A 4,644-nucleotide genomic window follows, 5' to 3' on the forward strand; every position below is an offset into this window, starting at 1 on the left:
CCTTTATTCAGCTTCCAATCCTGCTTTTGACGCGTTTTATACAAACTGCTACCTGATGATAGACCGGGCAAACAGGGTGATTAAGAATGTACCCGGCATTACCATGGATGCCGCCGCTAAGGCGCAGATCATTGGAGAAGCGAAGTTCCTGCGGGCATTGATCTACTTTGACCTTGTACAGGCTTTCGGGGATGTTCCCCTGGTAACCGCCCCAACTTCCGATGTGGTGAATGTTAGCATAAAACGCACGCCTGTGGATGACGTGTATTCCCAGATCATAGCGGATCTGAAAGATGCAGTAGCCGCAAACCTGCCGGCAAAATACACGACCCCGGGTACGGTTGGGCGGGCAACCATCGGCGCTGCAAAATCGCTTCTGGCAAAGGTTTACCTTACCCGTAAGGATTACACCAATGCGGCGGCTGTTGCCAAGGAAGTGATAGATTCAAAAGTTTACAGCCTTTTCCCTGACTATAAGAACATTTTTCCGCCTGAAAACAGGAATGGCCAGGAACATATTTTCTCCGCGCAGTACAGCTGTATAAAAACATCTTATGGCAGTACCATGGCCGAATCTTTTGCAATTTATTTCTCGTACCCCATTAACCAGGGCGGCGGCGCATACCAGGCAGATTCCAATTATGTGAGATCGTACCTGCCGGGCGACTATCGCAAACAGGTTACGATCATTACACAAAAGGTGAACCCTGCAAATAACGCATTGGTGCTATCGCGTACCGGCCCTGCAGTTGATAAGTACTGGGATCCGGCGCCCTGTGCCGAATTTGCCGCACGCAACAACTTCATGATCATCCGTTATGCAGATGTGCTGCTGATGTATGCCGAAGCAGTTAATGAGCTCAACGGCCCCACTCCTGCTGCTTATGATGCCATAAACCAGGTGCGGGCCCGTGCAAGGAATGGCAATCCATCCGCCAATCCGCAGGATCTGGCAAACTTATCACAGGTCCAGTTCCGGGATGCTGTTTTAGCGGAAAGGGGCTGGGAACTATGCTTTGAAGGGCACCGCCGCTGGGATCTGCTGCGCACCGGCAAATACATCAGCACCCTGCAGGCAGCCGGGATCCCTGTTTCACAGAAAAACCTGCTTTATCCCATTCCGCAGCACCAGATAGATGTTAATGAGGCGCTCACACAAAATCCAGGCTATTAAAATTTAAAAATGAAAAGAATATATATAATCATGGCTATCCTGATGCTTCATGCATTAGGAGGCCATGCTTCCGGTAAACCCATTGTGGTAGTGTATGGAGCTACACCTGGCGGTATAACCGCTGCAGTAGCGGCCGCACGGCAAGGCGCCAATGTTATCCTGATTGAGCAAACCCGTCATGTTGGCGGTATGAACACCAGCGGGATCGGCACCGCCGAAACCGAACATATGATAGAGGAAACCATTTCGGGCATTCCATTGGAGGTGTATACCCGCATGGGTAAATTTTACGGGAGCAATAAACCCGCTTTTTATTTCGAATCGCATGTTGCTGAAAAAATATTCCTGGATATGCTTGGCGAACAGCAGATATCCATCATTTACCAGGCCTATGTGAATAAGGTGAATAAAAAAGAGAATGCTATAAAAAGCATTGTACTATCGAACGGCAAAACGGTCAGTGGCGATGTTTTTATTGATGCAACGTATGAAGGTGATCTGATGGCAAGAGCGGGTGTATCTTATACATATGGGCGCGAAAGCAGATCCCAATACAATGAATCGCTTGCCGGGATCCGGCTTTTAGATAAGCCGATCGATGTTTCGCCGTATGACGACAACGGACATTTACTGCCCGGGTTTGTGGAAGCAAAGAATTTAACCAATGGCGAGGCCAGTAAAAGGATCATCAATTACAATTTCCGGGTAATGATGTCTACCAATGCCGACAGAGTAGCTTTTCCGGCGCCCCTGCATTATGACCCGAACCGCTTTATTACGCTTAAACGTTTGCTGGCCGCTCAGCCCAACATGAAGCTCACGGATATCATTGACAGGTATTCCTGGAATTATCCGCCGGGAAAGTATGAGACCAATAACAAACAAAATGCAGTGATCTCTTTAGGGCTTTTTGGTGGCAATACGGAGTATCCGGATGCGGATTATAAAAAACGGGCGCAGATCTACCAGGACCATAAGGATTGGACATTGGGCCTACTGTACTTTTTGCAGCATGATCCCTCCGTACCCAAACCGTTGCGCGATGAAGCTGATCACTATGGCCTGGCCCCGGATGAATTTAAAGACAACGGCAATTTCCCCTATTATTTATATGTGCGGGAGGCCCGGCGCATGACCGGCAGCTACGTGCAAACCCAGCGGGATATTTTTAATGAGCCCAAGAAGCCGGACGCTATTGCGTTGGGATCGCATTTTGTGGATTGCCATCATGTGCAGAAGGTTGCTATATCCAAAACACAATACATTAATGAAGGCCGCATCTGGATGAAGGTTGAGCAGCCGTATGAACTCTCCTACCGTATTATCACGCCGAAGCAAAATGAATGTACAAATTTACTGGTACCTGTTTGCGCTTCCGCTTCCCATGTTGGCTTTTGCTCTATCAGGGTGGAGGTTACCTGGATGCAGCTTGGCCAGGCCGCCGGTGTTGCCGCAACGATGGCAGCTAAAAATAAAAAGCCCGTACAGGAAATAGACGTAAAGCAGCTGCAGGAAGTTTTAAAAACAGGTGGTGTATTACTTAACCGCAATGCGCAGCATTGGATCAATAACGACAAATCCTGATGTTTGGTAGTTTTTAAGCTATTACGGCGCAGGGCATATGAAAATTTCGGCTGAGTATTGGGGGTATGTCTTATTTTTGAAAGAATAATTACTCAATACCCAATACAGCCAACATGCTTTACAAAAATTGTTTGTGGATCTCCTTATTCCTGCTTCAGGCTTCCGCGGTTTTGGCTCAATCCCAAAACACGTGGAAAACTTCATCCCCTGAAGAGCAGGGAATGAGCTCGTTAGTGCTTGCAAATGGTATAAAGCAGATTAAACAAGCTGGCACTAATGTACATAGTCTCTTAGTGATCAGGAACAACCACCTTGTGCTTGACGCTTCTTTTTACCCATTTAAAAGCGCCTACGAACATGACCTGGCCTCGGTTACCAAAAGTATTACTTCCCTGTTGATCGGTATTGCAATAGATCATAAATTCATCAGCAGTGAAAATGAGCCCATTGTAAAGTTTTTCCCTGAATACAAGACCAGCAACGACACGCTGAAAACGGTGAGAATAAAGGATCTGCTGAATATGTCGTCCGGTTTTCAATGCAGCTGGGATGACGGGGAAAAGGAACTGGGTGCAATGAGAAAAACGAAGGACTGGGTTCAATATATGCTGACCCTGCGGTTTGCGGACAATCCTGATGCCCGGTTTTCTTATTGCAGCGGTAATTTTTACCTGCTTGCCGAAATTCTGCAGCGGGCTACCAAAATGAGCTGTCATGAATTTGCCAAAAAGTATCTCTTTAAACCACTGGGTTTTGGCGCATCGTACTGGCTTACAAATTATAAAGGCGTTAATCATGGCTGGGGCGATCTGCACATTTCAATTTACGACTTTGCAAAAATTGGCTGTCTTATTTTGAATGATGGGAAGTGGAACGGCAAACAGGTTATTTCAAAACAATGGCTGGATAAGATACAGCCCCTGCATAAGATCCAAAAGACAGAGTTTTACGGGTATGGCTGGTGGATGGATTCTGAAAGCCCCGACCTGGTGCAGGCAATAGGCAGAGGCGGGCAACGGTTATTCGTTTATAAATCCAGGAACCTGGTGATAGCTACAGACGGCGGCGGCGGATACGACAGCGGCAAGCTTGACGACATTGCTTTGGAGGCGATTGAGAAATATAATAAAAACGAAAACAACTATGCATTGCTGCAAAATGCCGTTAAAAATGCATCCTTACCTGATACCTCCACCGCAACAGCAGCCGCTTTCCCGGAAAGTGAATTGAACCAGCTCTTTTTGCTTGACAACAATGAGATGGGATTACGGAGCATGCGCTTTGAAAAGAGAAAAACCGGCTATTATATTATCGTACGCTTTACTGACAATTCCACAGAGGAGCATCCGATCGGTATGAATGATCAATATAAGATCTCTAAGGAACCTGCTTTCGGATTGCCGATGGCCTTTAAAGGGAAATGGGCAAAGGATACCCTCTTTATTGATTACAACCGGTTATGCAGGATTGAGGACTATAAATTCTCCATCGTTTTTAAAGAACACGGCGCGATGGAAATTAAGCTAACGGAGGCTTCGAAGGGGATTAATCAAATGATACGTGCAAAGAAAATGTAGTTAAACGATGAGGTGACTAAAAAGAATGTAAAATCATAAATGTAAAATTTAAAATGTAAAAGTGGAATGCCACGATTCCAAGTACAGGCTTATATTCCCGGCATTCCACTTTTACATTTATGATTTGAAATTTTACATTTTACATTCTCTTAAGTCAGCCCTTCATTACTTTGCTTTCCCGGGATCATCTGCAGGGTTTACATACGTTACACCTGAAGGGCCGTATCCTGTTATCTGAACTATAACAGCTTCACCCTTGGTCATTGCAAAATGGTTCTGATCCGGAATTTCGGAGTAAATGCTTCCAAC

The 4,644-nt window shown here is 46.0% G+C and carries 3 protein-coding genes; all 3 read left to right on the plus strand.

Annotated features, from left to right (window positions below; translation table 11 throughout):
• Positions 1–1,174 (plus strand): RagB/SusD family nutrient uptake outer membrane protein (locus VIM87_RS30310; protein WP_332000605.1); only part of this gene is annotated, 1,174 nt, incomplete at its 5' end.
• A 9-nt stretch (positions 1,175–1,183) separates the two neighbouring features.
• On the plus strand, positions 1,184–2,758 hold the full coding sequence (locus VIM87_RS30315) for an FAD-dependent oxidoreductase (RefSeq protein ID WP_332000606.1): 1,575 nt from the start codon (positions 1,184–1,186) through the stop codon (positions 2,756–2,758).
• Between the two features lie 293 nt (positions 2,759–3,051).
• The gene (locus tag VIM87_RS30320) at positions 3,052–4,335 is read left to right on the plus strand and encodes a serine hydrolase (protein ID WP_332000607.1); all 1,284 of its coding nucleotides are present in this window, start codon (positions 3,052–3,054) and stop codon (positions 4,333–4,335) included.
• Positions 4,336–4,644 lie beyond the last annotated feature (309 nt).

The sequence above is a fragment of the Chitinophaga sp. genome, from assembly GCF_036569125.1.
Taxonomy (GTDB): Bacteria; Bacteroidota; Bacteroidia; order Chitinophagales; family Chitinophagaceae; genus Chitinophaga.

Excerpts from the sequence above, each read along its gene's own strand:
- VIM87_RS30315 (WP_332000606.1), top strand. The coding sequence starts at position 1,184 with ATGAAAAGAATATATATAATCATGGCTATCCTGATGCTTCATGCATTA.